This is a genomic window from Burkholderia sola (genome assembly GCF_905400185.1).
Lineage (GTDB): Bacteria > Pseudomonadota > Gammaproteobacteria > Burkholderiales > Burkholderiaceae > Burkholderia > Burkholderia sola.
Genome location: NZ_FR989675.1, coordinates 3,166,117 through 3,181,520, shown reverse-complemented (window position 1 = coordinate 3,181,520; position 15,404 = coordinate 3,166,117). Strand labels below are relative to the sequence as shown.

At 67.5% G+C, this 15,404-nt stretch carries 11 protein-coding genes; 4 read left to right on the top strand and 7 right to left on the bottom strand.

Annotation, left to right across the window (positions count from 1 at the left end; all coding sequences use genetic code 11):
• Positions 1-3: 3 nt before the first annotated feature.
• Positions 4-2,601 carry a phosphoenolpyruvate--protein phosphotransferase gene (gene ptsP, locus KR541_RS14685; protein WP_089488838.1) on the top strand — a complete coding sequence of 866 codons (2,598 nt, stop codon included), beginning with the start codon at positions 4-6 and terminating at the stop codon, positions 2,599-2,601.
• An 87-nt stretch (positions 2,602-2,688) separates the two neighbouring features.
• The gene (nagE, locus tag KR541_RS14680; RefSeq protein WP_050014838.1) at positions 2,689-4,452 is read left to right on the top strand and encodes an N-acetylglucosamine-specific PTS transporter subunit IIBC; all 1,764 of its coding nucleotides are present in this window, start codon (positions 2,689-2,691) and stop codon (positions 4,450-4,452) included.
• Between the two features lie 161 nt (positions 4,453-4,613).
• Here the strand turns inward: nagE and KR541_RS14675 are convergent, their stop codons facing one another.
• From KR541_RS14675 to rpoH, 6 genes are all read right to left on the bottom strand, one after another.
• Positions 4,614-7,100: a family 20 glycosylhydrolase gene (locus KR541_RS14675; protein ID WP_050014839.1), complete on the bottom strand. Its 2,487-nt coding sequence runs from the start codon at positions 7,098-7,100 to the stop codon at positions 4,614-4,616.
• Between the two features lie 590 nt (positions 7,101-7,690).
• Positions 7,691-7,813, bottom strand: a complete 123-nt coding sequence (gene cydX, locus KR541_RS14670; protein ID WP_060733353.1) for a cytochrome bd-I oxidase subunit CydX — start codon at positions 7,811-7,813, stop codon at positions 7,691-7,693.
• 61 nt (positions 7,814-7,874) lie between these two features.
• Positions 7,875-9,011, bottom strand: coding sequence for a cytochrome d ubiquinol oxidase subunit II (cydB, locus tag KR541_RS14665; RefSeq protein ID WP_216089601.1), 1,137 nt, complete (start codon positions 9,009-9,011; stop codon positions 7,875-7,877).
• A 31-nt stretch (positions 9,012-9,042) separates the two neighbouring features.
• Entirely contained in the window at positions 9,043-10,623 is a 1,581-nt protein-coding gene (locus tag KR541_RS14660; RefSeq protein ID WP_089488835.1) for a cytochrome ubiquinol oxidase subunit I, read from the bottom strand.
• Complete coding sequence (gene cydP, locus KR541_RS14655) at positions 10,610-10,894, bottom strand: cytochrome oxidase putative small subunit CydP (protein ID WP_176016588.1); 285 nt, start codon at positions 10,892-10,894, stop codon at positions 10,610-10,612. Before cydP ends, KR541_RS14660 begins: the two co-directional genes overlap by 14 nt.
• Before the next feature lie 359 nt (positions 10,895-11,253).
• Positions 11,254-12,189: an RNA polymerase sigma factor RpoH gene (gene rpoH / locus KR541_RS14650; RefSeq protein WP_089488834.1), complete on the bottom strand. Its 936-nt coding sequence runs from the start codon at positions 12,187-12,189 to the stop codon at positions 11,254-11,256.
• A gap of 359 nt (positions 12,190-12,548) precedes the next feature.
• Between rpoH and KR541_RS14645 the strand changes: the two genes are divergently transcribed.
• Both KR541_RS14645 and KR541_RS14640 read left to right on the top strand, forming a co-directional pair.
• The gene (locus KR541_RS14645; protein WP_050014846.1) at positions 12,549-13,118 is read left to right on the top strand and encodes an acyloxyacyl hydrolase; all 570 of its coding nucleotides are present in this window, start codon (positions 12,549-12,551) and stop codon (positions 13,116-13,118) included.
• Positions 13,119-13,163: 45 nt separating this feature from the next.
• Entirely contained in the window at positions 13,164-13,547 is a 384-nt protein-coding gene (locus tag KR541_RS14640; RefSeq protein WP_011886076.1) for a nuclear transport factor 2 family protein, read from the top strand.
• 132 nt (positions 13,548-13,679) lie between these two features.
• Here KR541_RS14640 and leuA read toward each other — a convergent pair whose 3' ends face one another.
• Entirely contained in the window at positions 13,680-15,326 is a 1,647-nt protein-coding gene (gene leuA, locus KR541_RS14635; protein WP_089488833.1) for a 2-isopropylmalate synthase, read from the bottom strand.
• Positions 15,327-15,404: the final 78 nt, after the last annotated feature.

Sequence of the window (15,404 nt, the reverse complement as noted above, 5' to 3'; positions counted from 1 at the left end):
CCGATGAGACGCGCCGAGGAATCCCAGTTGAAGAGCCCTAACCCCGATCAGATCGTCCTGCTTAGCCCGTTGACGGGGCCGATCGTTCCGCTGGCCGACGTGCCCGATCCGGTGTTCTCCGGCGGGATGTTCGGCGACGGCATCGGCATCGACCCGCTCGAAGGCCGGCTCGTCGCGCCGTGCGCGGGCGTCGTGTCGCATCTCGCACGCACCGGCCACGCGGTGACGATCACGACGCCGCAAGGCGCGGAAGTGCTGCTGCACATCGGCATCGACACCGTCGAGCTGAACGGGCAGGGCTTCGTCGCGCACGTCGAAGCCGGCGCGCGCGTCGAAGCGGGCGCGTTGTTGATCGAGTTCGACCAGGACGCGGTCGCGCGAAACGCGCATTCGCTGGTGTCGGTGATCGCGATCGCGAATTCCGACGCGTTCGAGGTCGTCGATCGCGCGAGCGGTTTCGCGACGGCCGGCGAGACGCCGTTGCTCGCGCTGCGCGGCAAGGGCGAAGCCGCCGCGCAGGCGGCGCAGGCCGGCGCGGCCGCGCACAACGAAGTGCGCCGCGAAATCGTGCTCGCGCAGCCGGGCGGCCTGCATGCGCGGCCGGCCGCACGGGCGCGGGAAGCCGCGCGCGGGCTCGACGCGAGCGTCGACGTGCTGTTCGACGGCCGCAAGGCGTCGATCGCGAGCGTCGTCGGCCTGCTCGGTCTCGGCGCTGGCGAAGGCGCGACGGTCGAGCTGGTCGGCCGCGGCGCGCACGCGCAGCAGGCCGTCGATGCGGTCGAGCGCGAGCTGCTGCGCGAAGCGCACGGCGAAGTGGAGGAAAAGCCGGCGCGGCTGAAGTCGCCCGCGCCGCAGACGGTCGCACGCCACGCCGGCGCGCCGCGCGATGGCGCGCCCATTGACCCGAACACGCTCGCCGGCGTGTGCGCCGCGCCCGGCATCGCGGTCGGCACGCTGGTGCGTCTCGACGATGCGGACATCGTGCCGACCGAGCAGGCGACCGGCACGCCGGCCGCGGAAAGCCGCCGCCTCGACCAGGCGCTGAAGGCGGTCGACGCCGAACTCGGCGAAACGGTGCGCAACGCATCGGCGCGCGGCGCGGTCGGCGAAGCGGGCATCTTCGCGGTGCATCGCGTGCTGCTGGAAGATCCGACGCTCGTCGATGCGGCGCGCGACCTGATCAGCCTCGGCAAGGGCGCGGGCTTCGCGTGGCGCGCGACGATCCGCACGCAGATCGACACGCTGTCGAAGCTCGACGATGCGCTGCTCGCCGAACGCGCGGCCGACCTGCGCGACATCGAGAAGCGCGTGCTGCGCGCGCTCGGCCACACGAACGGCGCCGCGCGCGCGCTGCCCGACGAGGCCGTGCTCGCGGCCGACGAATTCACGCCGTCCGACCTGTCGTCGCTCGATCGCGAACGCGTGACCGCGCTCGTGATGGCGCGCGGCGGCGCGACGTCGCACGCGGCGATCATCGCGCGGCAGCTCGGCATCCCGGCGCTGGTGGCGGTCGGCGATGCGCTGTACGCGATTCCGGACGGCACGCAGGTCGTCGTCGATGCGAGCTCGGGCCGGCTCGAACACGCGCCGACCGCGCTCGACGTCGAGCGCGCGCGGCACGAACGCCAGCGCCTGGACGGCGTGCGCGACGCGAACCGGCAACTGGCAGGTGTGGCGGCCGCGACGGTCGACGGCCGCGCGATCGAGGTCGCCGCGAACATCGCGACGCTCGACGACGCGAACACCGCGGTCGACAACGGCGCGGACGCGGTCGGCCTGCTGCGCACCGAACTGATGTTCATCCATCGTCAGGCCGCGCCGACGGCGGTCGAGCACCAGCAGAGCTACCAGTCGATCGTCGACGCGTTGCAGGGCCGCACGGCGATCATCCGCACGCTCGACGTCGGCGCGGACAAGGAAGTCGACTACCTGACGCTGCCGCCCGAACCGAACCCGGCGCTCGGCCTGCGCGGCATCCGTCTCGCGCAGGTGCGCCCCGATCTGCTCGACGATCAGTTGCAGGGCCTGCTCGCGGTGAAGCCGTTCGGCGCGGTGCGCATCCTGCTGCCGATGGTGACCGACGCAGGCGAACTCGTGCGGCTGAAAAAGCGCATCGACGAATTCGCGCGCGCGCAGGGCCGCACCGAGCCGATCGAGGTCGGCGTGATGATCGAGGTGCCGTCGGCCGCGCTGCTGGCCGACCAGCTCGCGCAGCACGCGGATTTCCTGTCGATCGGCACTAACGACCTCACGCAATACACGCTCGCGATGGACCGCTGCCAGGCCGATCTCGCCGCGCAGTCCGACGGCCTGCATCCGGCCGTGCTGCGCCTGATCGACATCGCGGTGCGCGGCGCGGAAAAGCACGGCAAGTGGGTCGGCGTATGCGGCGCGCTCGGCGGCGATCCGCTCGCGGTGCCGGTCCTGGTGGGCCTCGGCGTGACCGAACTGTCGGTCGATCCGGTGTCGGTGCCGGGCATCAAGGCGCGTGTGCGCCGTCTCGATTACCAGTTGTGCCGTCAGCGCGCGCAGGATCTGCTCGCGCTCGATTCGGCACAGGCGGTAAGGGCAGCAAGCCGCGAGGTCTGGCCGCTCGACTGAACGTCGGCGGCAGGCGCGCGACCCGTATCACTACCAAAGCAATCACCTCAACGACGATTCATGACGAGACAAGGATTGGAGGACTGAATGAACGGGAATCCGTTTCTGAAAATACAGGGTCTAGGCCGCGCGCTGATGCTGCCGATCGCGGTATTGCCGGTCGCCGGCATCCTGCTGCGGCTCGGCCAGCCGGACGTGTTCAACATCAAGATGATCGCCGACGCCGGCGGCGCGATCTTCGACAACCTGCCGCTGTTGTTCGCGATCGGCGTGGCGGTCGGCTTCGCGAAGGACAACAACGGCGTGGCGGCGCTCGCGGGCGCGATCGGTTACCTGATCGAAACCGCGATCATGAAGGACATCGATCCCAAGCTGAACATGGGCGTGCTGTCCGGGATCATCGCGGGTGTCGTCGCGGGCCTGCTGTACAACCGCTATAAAGACATCAAGCTGCCGGACTACCTCGCGTTCTTCGGCGGCAAGCGGTTCGTGCCGATCATCACGGGGCTGGTGTGCGTGGTACTCGGGATCGTATTCGGGTACGTGTGGCAGCCGGTCCAGCATGCGATCGACGCGGCCGGCCAGTGGCTGACGACGGCGGGCGCGATCGGTGCGTTCGTGTTCGGCTTCCTGAACCGCCTGCTGCTCGTCACCGGCCTGCACCACATCATCAACTCGCTCGCATGGTTCGTGTTCGGCAACTTCACGCCGCCGGCCGGCGGCGAGATCGTGCACGGCGACCTGCACCGCTTCTTCGCGGGCGACCCGACCGCGGGCACCTTCATGGCCGGCTTCTTCCCGATCATGATGTTCGGCCTGCCGGCGGCGTGTCTCGCGATGCTGCACGAAGCGCCGAAGGAGCGCCGCGCGATGGTCGGCGGCCTGCTGTTCTCGATGGCGCTGACGTCGTTCCTGACCGGCGTGACCGAGCCGATCGAATTCAGCTTCATGTTCCTCGCGCCGGTGCTGTACGTGATCCATGCGTTGCTGACGGGGCTGTCGCTCGCGATCTGCCAGATCCTCGGCGTGAAGCTCGGCTTCACGTTCTCGGCCGGCGCGATCGACTACGTGCTGAACTACGGGCTGTCGACGAAGGGCTGGATCGCGATTCCGCTCGGTATCGCGTACGGCGTCGCGTACTACGGGCTGTTCCGCTTCTTCATCCGCAAGTTCAACATGGCCACGCCGGGCCGTGAGCCGGCATCGACCGATGCGGCCACGGAATCGTACGCGTCGGGCGGCTTCGTCGCACCGGGCGCGGCGGCAACGGCTGCCGCACCGCGTGCGCAACGCTACATCGCCGCGCTGGGCGGGGCGGCCAACCTGTCGGTCGTCGACGCATGCACGACGCGCCTGCGCCTGACCGTCGTCGATCCGGAGAAGGTATCGGAGCCGGAACTGAAGTCGATCGGCGCACGCGGCGTGCTCAAGCGCGGCGGCAACAGCGTGCAGGTGATCATCGGGCCCGAGGCCGACATCATCGCCGACGAAATGCGTGCCGCGATCGGCAGCGGCGCGACCGGCGCGGCAGCAACGGCGCCGGCCGCCGCCGCGCAGCCCGTCACCGGCGCGGCCGCCGGCCCGCTCGATCCGGAGCCGACCCGCTGGCTCGCGGTGTTCGGCGGCGCGACCAACGTCGTGTCGCTCGATGCGGTGGCCACCACGCGCCTGCGCGTGGTCGTGCGCGATCCGTCGGCGGTCGATCGCGAGCGTCTCGGCACGCTCGACGTCGCATGGGTGTCGCTCGACACGTTCCACATCGTCTGCGGCAACGCGGCGGCGCGCTATGCCGAACAGCTCGGCGCGCGCCTGCCGCCGTCGGGCGGCGGGGCGGCTGCACAACCGGCGTGATGCGGTGAAGCCGGTGTGAGCGATCCGCGCGGCGGATCCGGGCCGGTGGTCAAAAGAACAACGGCTTGCGACGTACGCGTCGCAAGCCGTTTTCTTTTGGGGCGGGCGATGCGCGATGCGTTTGCCCGCCTCGCGCATCGCCAGATGCCTTCTTCAGCCGTTCACGGATTCGTCAGCGTGAAGGTCGGCTTCCGGTAGCCGACGCCGGCGCGCTCGAGCTTCGGCAATTCGCGTTGCGTGAGCAGCGTCGCGAAGCCGGCCCAGTCGCGCTGCAGCGCGGCGACGTCGACGTGATGCGTGTCGCCGCGCTTGAAGCGCACGCCGGCCGCATACGGCAGCTCCCAGTCGGCCCGGTGCCACGCGCGCTCGGCGAGCGCGAGCAGCCGCGGGTAGGTCATGTATTCGAGGAAGGTGTCGTTGCGCATCACCTCGCCCCACGCCTGGCCCTGCATGCCTTCGATGCGTGGCGCCGGGCCCGTGCCCGTCACCTCGAACGCGTTGCCGTCGCGGTCGCCCATCACTTCGGCGTTCTGCGGCAGGTTCTCCGGCGCGAGCGAGAACACCTTGTACTCGTCGGTCGCGTGCGAGCCCCAGTAGTAGCCGCGCTCGCGCGGATTGAGCGTGTACGGGAAGTCGAAGTACAGGTAGTCGGGCAGCGCGAGCACCGTCTGGTAGCCCTTGCCGCTCAGGTCGCGCGCGCTGTCCGACGCGCCCCAGAAGATCGTGTCCCACAGCGACACCATCACGTGGCGCGTGCTGAAATCCTGCGGCCCGTTCGCGTGCTTGATGCCGTCCTGCCACGCGGCCATCGTGCCGATCCCGTTCGCGTCGACGGCCGCGCTCACCTGTTTCGCGAAACGCGTCGGCAGCTCGTCGATCGACTTGATCTCGCCGCGCTGGAGCAGCGCCGTGCACGCGGGCGACCGCGCCCACGGCTTGTCCTGCGCGGCCAGGTCGATGCGCCCCTTGTTCGGATCGGTGCCGTTCAGCGGCTGGAAGCCGCCGCCGAGGAAGATGTTCTTCGCTTCGTCGCCGCCGTAGTGCCAGGTTTGCAGCGGCGCCTGCGCGTCCGCGTGCATCGCCGCGATCTCGCGGATCACCTTAGACGCGAAGTTGAGTGCGCCCGGCACGCACGGGTTCAGGTCGCTGCGCCGGTCGTAGAACTGCACCGTCGTCAGGTTCGTCGTGTCCTGCGGGTCGAGCAGCCGATACGCGTTCGCTTCCTGCTCGCGGCCGGCCGCGTGCAGCCGCCGGTAGCGCGCCTCCATCGTCACGACGGCCGCGCGGGCGTGCGCGGGCATGTCGATCTCGGGGATGATCTGCACGAAGCGCGCGGCCGCGTAGCGCACGAGCGCCACGTAGTCGTCGCGCGTCAGGTAGCCGCCGCCCGAGCGGTTGTCGGGGCCGGAGCCGAGCTGCGGCAGCAGGCAGCGCGTCTCGCCCGGGTCGTGACAGCGGCGCGAGCCGATCTCGGTCAGCTCGGGCAGGCCGGGAATCTCGATGCGCCAGCCTTCGTCGTCGGACAGATGCAGGTGCAGGCGGTTGAGCTTGTACGCGCTCATCTGGTCGATCAGGCGGCGCAGCGTCGCCGGCTGCTTGAAGTTGCGCGCGAGGTCGACGTGCATCCCGCGATGCGTGAAGCGCGGCGCATCCTCGACCAGCATCGCCGGGATCGCGCCGCCGCCGGCCGGCGCGAGCGAATAGAGCGTCTGCACGCCGTAGTAGAGGCCCGCGCGGTCGTAGCCTTCGATCAGCACGCCGCGCGGCCCGATCGCGAGCCGGTAGCCGCCCGGTGTCGCGAGGTCGGCCGGCAGCCGGCGCGGCGCGACGAAGCCGCGCACCGGCACGCGTGCGCCGTCGAGCCCGAGGGTCGTCGCGCGCTCGCGCAGCGCCGCGACCTGCGCGTCAGGCAGGTCCGGCAGCGCGAGTTCGACGCCGCGCAGCTCGAGCGTGCCGGGCAGCGGCAATTCGCGCTTCACGCTCGGCAGCGCGCGGGCCGGATCGGGCCGTGCGGCCACCGGCGGCGCGTTGCCGGTCGAGTTGTTCTGCGCGTCGGCCGGCAGCGATTCGACGTAGCGCAGCTCGTTGTCGGTGTCGTTGTAGCGCAGCACGGCCGGCGGCGCGCCGTCGACGACGACGTACGGGCGCGGAATCACGTCGCTGTAGCGCAGCAGCCAGTATTCGGCGACGAACGGCAGCTCGATGCGCTCGCCGGGCGCGAGCCGCACCGAGCCCGGCTGCGGCGTCAGTTCGTACAGGTCGCCGGTGAGCCGCCGCAGCGCGAAGCCGGGGCGATCGATCCGCAGCAGGCGGCGGATGCTGTGCAGGTAGAGCTTCCAGCCGCCGTCGGCGATCGCCTGGTGGCCGCGGTTTTGCAGGATCAGGCGGCCCGTCGCGCAGGCCGCGCCGTCTGCGCCGAGATCGGCGCACGGCACGCCGGCCGCGGCCGCGTGGTTGTTGTCGACGGCGACGCGCAACGCGAGGCCGTTCGACAGCTGCGTCGCGAGGCTGGCTGCCTGGGCGGCGGCCGCTTGCGCGCTGCCGGCGGTCGCGCCGGCGGCGGCCGACGCCGGCAGCGCCGAGATCGCAGCGGGCGACAGCACCGCGATCAGCAGACCGGCAATGAGGGATGGCAAGGTACGCTTCAATTCGAACTCCTGAGAAAAAGAGGGCGTGGCGGCGCCGTGACTCGACGTCGCTGCGATCGGGTCTTTCAGTGGAGCTGCGGGAGATACCAGCACGCGGGGCGATGCGGCAGCCCCGCGCACAATCGGCACGCGGGGGCGTGCGTTACGGAACGGGAGGCGGGCATGCGTGCCGATCGGATCGGCGCGGCGGCGTGCGCGGATTCATCGGCGGTCCATGACGTTCGCCGCGGCGACGAGGCGGCCGCGGCCGGCGGCGCCCGGTTGGCCGCGCACGAGCATGAGCACGACGACGGCGCGCGCCGTGGAACACGGACGTCGACACGGCGCGCAGGCGCACGCCACACACGGGAATCGCATGTCTCCCCCACCCAGAAGGAATCGGCCTGTCAGCGGCCGTGTCCAACGATCTTATGAAACCTTTTATTGGTATTCAAGTGGTATCAATCTGGCGCTAAATTGGCATCGATGCACGACGTGTGCCCGCGCGGCCAGGGCGAAAAAAAACCTCGCGCGAAGCGAGGTTCTTTCTCTTCCGGACGGCGGCGCGCGATCGATCGGCCGCGCGCGCCACCCGTCAGTGCATCGGTGCGTCAGTCGCGGCGCGCCCGCACGGACGCTTCCTGCGTCTTCTGCCGCGCTTCGAGCCACATCGCGTTGACGATGCCGAACGACAGCGCGACGCCGATACCGAGAATCCAGCTGAAATACCACATGGTCAGACTCCTTGCGAAACGGTAGGCGAGGGCGCCTGCGCGCCCCGGCCGGTTCAATGCATCAATACATCGAGTGCTTGTTTTCTTCGAGCATCTGGTGCGTGACCTTGCCGCGCATCACGCGATACACCCAGCCCGTGTAGATCAGCACGATCGGGAGGAACACGATCACCGCGAACAGCATCACCTGCAGCGTCATGTGGCTCGACGTCGAATCCCACACGGTCAGGCTGCTGCGCGGGTCGAGCGACGACGGCATGATGAACGGGAACATCGAGAAGCCCGCGGTCAGGATCACGCCGGCGATCATCAGGCCCGTGCAGAAGAACGCCGTCTTTTCCTGCTTCGAGCCGGCGAGCAGCAGCGCGAGCACGCCGCCCGCGATCCCGACGACGGGCGCGGCGATCATCCACGGATAGTCGCCGTAGTTCGCGAGCCACAGGCCCGCGCCGGCGGCGACGTCCTTGAGCAGCGGGTTCGCGACGGTGTCCGTCGGCGCGGCGTGGGTAATGTGGAAGCCGCCGATATACGAGGCCACCAGCACGCCGGCCAGCACGAACAGCACGACCGCGAGGAACGACGCGACACGCAGCGCGATCGACGCACGGCGCGCGATCACGCCGTCGGTCTTCATCTTGATGAACGCGGCGCCGTGCGCGACGAGCATCGTGAGGCTGACGAGCCCGCACAGCAGCGCGAACGGGTTCAAGAGCGCCCAGAAGCCGCCGTAGTAGGTCACGCGCAGGTCGCTGTCGAACTTGAACGGCACGCCCTGCAGCAGGTTGCCGAACGCGACGCCGAACACGAGCGCCGGCACGAAGCCGCCAGCGAACAGGCCCCAGTCCCAGCCCGCGCGCCAGCGCGGGTCCGGCCGCTTGCTGCGATAGTCGAAGCCCACCGGCCGGAAGAACAGCGCGAACAGCACGAGCAGCATCGCGAAGTAGAAGCCGGAGAACGACGCCGCGTAGACGAGCGGCCAGGCCGCGAACATCGCGCCGCCGGCCGTGATCAGCCACACCTGGTTGCCTTCCCACGTCGCGCCGACCGTGTTGACGATGATGCGGCGCTCCTCGTCGGTCTTGCCGAGGAATGGCAGCAGCGCGGTCGCGCCCATGTCGAAGCCGTCGGTGACGGCGAAGCCGATCAGCAGCACGCCGACGAGCACCCACCAGATCAGCTTGAGAGTTGCATAGTCCATAGCGATTCCTTGTTCCGTTGCGAGTGCGTGCTCAGACGGCGGCCCGCTCGCCGGCAGCGACGAGTTCGTGGTGATAGCGGCCGGTATGCAGCGACGACGGGCCGAGGCGCGCGTACTTGAACATCAGCTTGATCTCGATGACGAACAGCGCGGTGTAGAACAGGATGAACCCGGCGAGACTCAGGTACAGGTCGCTCGGCTGCAGGCTCGACGCGGACAGGTGCGTCGGCAGCACGCCGGCGATCGTCCACGGCTGGCGGCCGAGCTCGGCGACGATCCAGCCGAATTCGATCGCGATCCACGGCAGCGGGATCGCCCACACCGCGTAGCGCAGGAACCAGCGGCGGTTGTCCTGCAGCAGCTGCCGCCGCGCGCAGAACCAGAACGCGGCAACGAACGTCGCGACGAACAGGAAGCCGAGGAACACCATGATCCGGAACGAGAAGAACACGGGTGCGACGGGCGGAATCGTCTTCTTCGCGGCGGCCTTGATCTGCTCGGGCGTCGCGTCGGTCACGTTCGGCGTGAACTGCTTGAGCATCAGCCCGTAGCCGAGATACTGCTTGTGCTGGTCGAACAGCGCGCGGGTCGCGTCGCTCGTGTCGCCCTGCTTGAGCTTCTGCAGCGCGCCGTATGCGATCATCCCGCTCTGGATGTGCTCCTCGCTGTGCTTCGCGAGGTCGCGCAGGCCGATCACCGGTTCGTCGATCGAGCGCGTCGCGATCAGGCCGAGCGCGTACGGAATCTTGATCGCATAGTCGGTGCGCTGTTCCGCCTGGTTCGGAATGCCGATCAGCGTGAACGACGCGGGCGCCGGCTGGGTTTCCCATTCCGATTCGATCGCGGCGAGCTTCATCTTCTGCACTTCGCCGGTCGTGTAGCCCGATTCGTCGCCGAGCACGATCACGCACAGCGTCGCCGCGAGGCCGAAGCCGGCCGCGACCGCGAACGAGCGCAGCGCGAAGTCGACGTCGCGCTTCTTCAGCAGATACCACGACGACACGCCGAGCACGAACATCGCCGCCGACACGTAGCCGGCCGACACCGTGTGCACGAACTTCACCTGCGCGACCGGGTTGAACAGCACGTCGAACAGGCTCGTCATCTCCATGCGCATCGTCTGGTAGTTGAACTCGGCGCCGACCGGATTGTTCATCCAGCCGTTCGCGACGAGGATCCACAGCGCGGACAGGTTCGAGCCCAGCGCGACGAGGAACGTGACGATCAGGTGCTTGACCTTCGACAGGCGGTTCCAGCCGAAGAAGAACAGGCCGACGAACGTCGATTCGAGGAAGAACGCCATCAGGCCTTCGACCGCGAGCGGCACGCCGAAGATGTCGCCGACGTAGTGCGAGTAGTACGACCAGTTCGTGCCGAACTGGAATTCGAGCGTGATGCCGGTCGTCACGCCCATTGCGAAATTGATGCCGAACAGCTTGCCCCAGAACTGGGTCATGTCCTTGTAGACCTGTTTGCCGGTCATCACGTAGACGGCTTCCATGATGACGAGCAGCCAGGACAGGCCGAGCGTCAACGGCACGAACAGGAAGTGGTAGAGCGCCGTGATGCCGAACTGTAGACGTGACAGATCGACGACTTCACTGCTTATCATGATGGTCTCCCTCGGTAGTTGCAGGCGCCGGTACCGAGAGTAGCTTCTCGGCCACGACGGCAGGCGGCAACGACATGTGCTCGGCCTGCGGATGATTGAAGAATGCGTATTTGAGCGACATCAGGAGGATCAGCTTGACGATCAGCACCAGGGTGATGTCGCGGGCGAGGGTGGGACCGCGTGCCCATGCGGCGATGCGCGCACGCCAGCCGATCGTGCCGGCCGGCCGCGAAGGCGGCGCAGGCTCTTTATTGATCGAGATCAAGGCGATTATCCTGAATCGATTTACGTCGGATTGGGGGCGACTTTACGTCGGATTTATGACGGCCGTGAAGCTGTTTTAATCCTTTTGCGCCTGACATGCCAATTTTAAAAGGACTGCTTTCCGATGCCGAGTGCTGCGATGCGGCAGACCGTCGCGAAACAGGGGGTAAAAATTGAGATGGATCAAGGTTATGCGGAAGGGCGCCGCACATGGCGTAATGCCTGATGAATCAGTTCAATTAATCGACGCAAAAACGGAGAGCGAAACGGCTGCAAAGCAGAGGAAAAGCTGCGGAAACCGGACGAAAAAAAACCGCTGCCGGTCGGGCAGCGGTTTTCGATGAGGCGCTTTGGATCGCCGCGGATTTACGCGTATTCGGCGAGGGCGGTGCGCATCTTTTTCATGGCGCTCGCCTCGATCTGGCGGATGCGTTCCGCCGACACGCCGAATTCGGCAGCGAGATCGTGCAGCGTCGAGCCGCCCGAGCCGTCGTCGTCGACCTGCAGCCAGCGCGCCTCGATGATGCGGCGGCTGCGCGCATCGAGCGCGTCGAGCGCCTGCGCGATGCCGTCCGTCTGCAGCATGTCGCGTTGGCGCGCGGCGAGCACGGCGGTCGGCTCGTTGTGCGAGTCGGCCAGGTAGGCGATCGGCGCGTACGATTCCTCGCCGTCTTCCACCTGGCCCTCGAGCGCGATGTCGCCGCCCGACAGGCGCGTTTCCATCTCGGTGACTTCTTCGCGCTTGACGTTGAGCTCCTGCGCGAGGCCGTCGATTTCCTCGGGCGTCATCGCCTGCATGCTCTTCTTGTGGCTGCGCAGGTTGAAGAACAGCTTGCGCTGCGCCTTCGTCGTCGCGACCTTCACCATGCGCCAGTTGCGCAGGATGTACTCGTGGATCTCGGCCTTGATCCAGTGAATCGCATACGACACCAGGCGCACGTTTTGCGACGGGTCGAATCGCTTCACCGCTTTCATCAGGCCGATGTTGCCTTCCTGGATCAGATCGCCGTGCGGCAGGCCGTAGCCGAGATAGTTGCGCGCGATCGACACGACGAGACGCAGGTGCGACAGCACGAGGCGGCGCGCCGAGTCGAGGTCGTTGTTTTCGCGGAATTCGGTTGCATACCGGCGTTCCTCCTCGGCGGTCAGCAGCGGAATGCGGTTGACGGCCTGGATGTACGCGTCGATGTTGCCGAGCTGGCCCGGCAACATCGATTGGGCTGCGAGCGCCAACGAGCCTGCCGATTCGGCCTTGGCCGGCGTCGGGCTCAGGGTGTTCGGAAGGGTCAGGGCGTGGCTCACTAAAAACTCCTTTGGAATCAGGGACAAACCGTTGGTCTCGGATGAGATTCCGGAGCCCATCTTAGCACTCCCACAATCCGAGTGCTAATTCCTTAGAGGCCACGGGGGCATCCAAGTTCCCGGTTTTCTATCGAGTCGTTCGAGTCGATAGTCTAATTTGCGACCGCGCTGGTCGTACGAAGTTCCGTAAGTGCTTGTTTTCGATAGTAATCAGTAGACGTTTTCGATTTTTGTAGTTTTGGAAGCAAACAATTTCGCTTCGCGATGCCGATCCGAAAAGTCCTTTACCATACCATTCAGTTCGCTCGGGCCGGCCGCTGCGGCAAGGCTCCATTCAACCCATAAAGTTGGAGTGTCAGATGAACAATAAGAAGAACCGCCGGCCCCGAAACCGGCTTGCGCTGCATGCGCTGCTGGCCGCGTCGCTGCTGGGCGGATCGGGCGCCGCGTTCGCGGACCGGTGGGGGATCCAGGCGGGCGGCGGATTTTCCGATCGCCACGGGATCGACAAGGCCGATCTCGGCGTGGTCTGGGATCCGGGCTGGAACTGGTGGGAAATCGGCGGCTGGCACTTCGCGTTCGTGATGGAAGGCCATGTCGGCTACTGGCACACCGGCGGCAACGTGCATGCCAACATCGGTGAATTCGGCGCGACGCCGATGTTCCGTTTCATCAAGAGCGCGGGCCAGGTTCGCCCGTTCGTCGAAGCCGGCGCCGGCATCCGGTTCCTCACGCATCCGACGATCTCGAACAATCTGTCGCTGTCGACATCGTTCCAGTTCGCGGACGTCGTCGGCGTCGGCGCGCAGTTCGGCGAACGGCAACAGTATCAGGTGGGTTACCGTTTCCAACATGTGTCTAACGCGGGTATCAAAGAGCCGAATCCTGGTATAAATTTCCACCAGTTCTACGTGCAGTACAACTTCTGATCCGCACGCCGGCGCACGGCGGGCGCGTTGCCGAGGAGTCAGGCGATGGCGAAGGTGGTCGATGCGATTCGCGCGCTCGAGCGCGATCGGTTCCGGGCGATGGTCGACGGGGACGGCGAGGCGCTCGACGCGCAATTGTCGGACAAGGTGTTCTTCGTGCACACCAACGGCAAACGCGAAACCAAGCAGCAATTCATCGACGCCATCGTCGCCGGCCGCCGCCGCTATCGTCAGATCGAGATCCAGTCGCAGGACCTGCTGCCCGTCGGCGATGCCACCTGCGTCGTGACCGGGCGCGCGTTGATCGAGATGGAAACGAACAACGGCGGCCTCGTGTTTCCGATCGCCTACACGGCCGTGCACACGCACGAGCACGGGCAGTGGCGGTTGCTCGCATGGCAGGCGACGCGGTGCGCGACCGAGACGTGAGCGCGGGTGGCGCTCGTTTTCATGTCCCGACCGAAGCGGCCTTCTGAGCCGCTTTTTGCTGTCTCGTGCGGCGCGGATCGCGCGGCGCACGGGCGGTCACGCACCGCTCGCTGACGTTTCAACCCTGAGCGGTCAGGCCGCCGCGCGGTGGTCCGCGCAGTGCCATGCCGAGCGGTTGATCGCGCTGACGACCGCATCGAGCGCCGCGACCGCCGCGTCGGCGTGCACGCCGACCCCATGCCGCAGCGGCGCGTCGCCGACCCGGCAGCCGACCGATACCGCGATCCGGCCGTCCGCGGTGCGCGTGTGCTCGCACGACGCGACGTCGATCGCGGCGCCAGCGGCCCCTGCCAATGCCGCGGCGAAATGTCGCGCGGCGTCGTCGGGTGTCGCATCGGCGGCGGGCGCCACCGCGATCTCGCGGTTTTGCCAGCGCGCGCCGCTGCCGTGGCGCGCGGCCGGGCCGTCGGTCTCGAAGAATTCGCGCGCGAACAGCGCGCAGATCGCGTCGCCCGTCACTTCCTCGCCCGAGGCGTCGGCGAGCGTCTGCACCGCGTGGCTGAACTCGATCTGGACGCGGCGCGTCGGCGTGAAACCCATTCCGCGTTCGAGCAGGAACGTCGCGCCGCCCTTGCCGGACTGGCTGTTCACGCGGATCACCGCGTCATAGCTGCGGCCGAGATCCGCCGGGTCGATCGGCAGGTACGGCACTTCCCAGATCGCGTCGGGGCGCTGCTGCGCGAAGCCCTTGCGGATCGCGTCCTGGTGCGAGCCCGAGAACGCGGTGAACACGAGGTCGCCCGCGTACGGATGGCGCGGATGCACGGGAATCTGGTTGCAGCGCTCGACGACGCGGCGCACCGCGTCGATGTCGGAGAAGTCGAGGCCCGGGTCGATGCCTTGCGTGTAGAGGTTCAGCGCGAGCGTGACGAGATCGACGTTGCCGGTGCGCTCGCCGTTGCCGAACAGGCAGCCTTCGATGCGGTCGGCGCCCGCGAGCAGCGCGAGTTCGGCCGCTGCGACCGCGGTGCCGCGATCGTTGTGCGGATGCACGGACAGCACGATGCTGTCGCGATACGCGAGGTTGCGGTCCATCCATTCGATCTGGTCGGCGAACACGTTCGGGGTCGCGGCCTCGACGGTGGCCGGCAGGTTGACGATCATCTTGTGGTCGCGGGTCGGGCGCCAGGTCTGCGCGACCGCGTCGCAGATCTCGCGCGCGAACGTCAGCTCGGCCATGCTGAAGGTTTCCGGCGAGTACTGGAAGGTCCAGTGCGTATCGGGGCGCGCGGCCGCGTGTGCCTTGATGATGCGCGTGCCGTCGATCGCGAGCGCCTTCACGTCGTCCTTCGACATCCCGAACACGATGCGGCGGAACGACGGGCAGACCGCGTTGTACAGGTGCACGATCGCGCGCGGCACGCCTTCGAGCGCATCGAACGTGCGCGCGATCAGGTCTTCGCGCGACTGCACGAGCACTTCGATCGTCACGTCGTCGGGAATCCGCTTGTCGTCGATCAGCTTGCGGACGAAATCGAAGTCGGTTTGCGACGCCGACGGAAAACCGACTTCGATCTCCTTGAAACCGATCGCGACCAGCATGTCGAAGAACTCGAGCTTCTGCTCGATGCTCATCGGCTCGATCAGCGACTGGTTGCCGTCGCGCAGGTCGGTGCTCATCCACACGGGCGCACGCTCGATGGTGCGGGCCGGCCAGCGGCGGCCATTGAGGCGGACGGGCTCGAACGGACGGTACTTGTCTTGCGGATTGCGCATCATCTTCTGGACCTCGGGTCTCAAGTCGCGAGCGAAGACGCGCGGCACGGGCGCCGGTTGGCGCTGCCTCGCACCCGGCGC

Coding starts and splice junctions, on each gene's coding strand:
- ptsP (WP_089488838.1), top strand. CDS start 4: ATGAGACGCGCCGAGGAATCCCAGTTGAAGAGCCCTAACCCCGATCAG.
- nagE (WP_050014838.1), top strand. CDS start 2,689: ATGAACGGGAATCCGTTTCTGAAAATACAGGGTCTAGGCCGCGCGCTG.
- cydX (WP_060733353.1), bottom strand. CDS start 7,813: ATGTGGTATTTCAGCTGGATTCTCGGTATCGGCGTCGCGCTGTCGTTC.
- cydB (WP_216089601.1), bottom strand. CDS start 9,011: ATGGACTATGCAACTCTCAAGCTGATCTGGTGGGTGCTCGTCGGCGTG.
- KR541_RS14660 (WP_089488835.1), bottom strand. CDS start 10,623: ATGATAAGCAGTGAAGTCGTCGATCTGTCACGTCTACAGTTCGGCATC.
- KR541_RS14645 (WP_050014846.1), top strand. CDS start 12,549: ATGAACAATAAGAAGAACCGCCGGCCCCGAAACCGGCTTGCGCTGCAT.
- KR541_RS14640 (WP_011886076.1), top strand. CDS start 13,164: ATGGCGAAGGTGGTCGATGCGATTCGCGCGCTCGAGCGCGATCGGTTC.
- leuA (WP_089488833.1), bottom strand. CDS start 15,326: ATGATGCGCAATCCGCAAGACAAGTACCGTCCGTTCGAGCCCGTCCGC.